General features: G+C 52.5%; 1 protein-coding gene. It reads left to right on the top strand.

What is annotated here, in order from left to right:
• Nucleotides 1-421: 421 nt before the first annotated feature.
• The coding region (locus ACOI1H_RS26050; protein ID WP_422441257.1) for a DUF998 domain-containing protein at nt 422-701 on the top strand (280 nt) is incomplete at its 3' end.

The raw sequence follows: 701 nt of genomic DNA, 5'->3' as shown, positions 1-701 counted from the left end.
ACGGCCTGATCAGGCCCAAATCCACATGCTCGGAGAACGCCGCCAGAGAGTTTCCACCACATTCGATACACAACCAATAAGAGAATAACAACGTGGTGCTGGTTAGATGTTTCATTTTATCGGCCAATGATACGCCAGACTGTATTTAACAGCCAAATCTAGTCAGTATGCTTAGACGTGTACAGACTATCGTATAAGTAATTGCAGGCTACTGCGTGCCACCGGGTGCGCAGATTTCGTACAGCGAATAGGGTAGGGGAATGAGGTCACGATATAAAGAACGCTCAGCCTGCGCGACAGTGGTGACAGCATTACAAGCCGGTTCAGCTGTTTTATCGGCGGGGATGCCGTTGCCATACGTACTTACGGGCACTCCGGCTTATGGTAGGCGATTGCAGACTTTACGAAGGGAGACAGGCCAATGATACCGCGCGACAGATTCATCGAAACAGCGACAAGTGCTGCAATCGTCAGTTGTATCGTCGTCGGCCTGACAGACATTGTCAGCTGGCAGCTCGTCGCGAAATCCTATGACCCCATCAGCCAGACAATCAGTGATCTTGCAGTAGGGTCGGCAAGCTGGTTGCTTGATTTCGGATTATGGGTCTTCGCCGCCGGATGCCTGGCCCAGGGTCTGGCGATGCTATTGCAGCATGGCAGACGCCCGAGCTGGGTCTTGGCCGGAATCACGGTAATGCTTG

It is taken from the genome of Loktanella sp. DJP18 (assembly GCF_049310965.1).
In the GTDB taxonomy this organism is placed as follows: Bacteria; Pseudomonadota; Alphaproteobacteria; order Rhodobacterales; family Rhodobacteraceae; genus Loktanella.
This window is presented reverse-complemented; position numbering and strand designations above follow the sequence as displayed.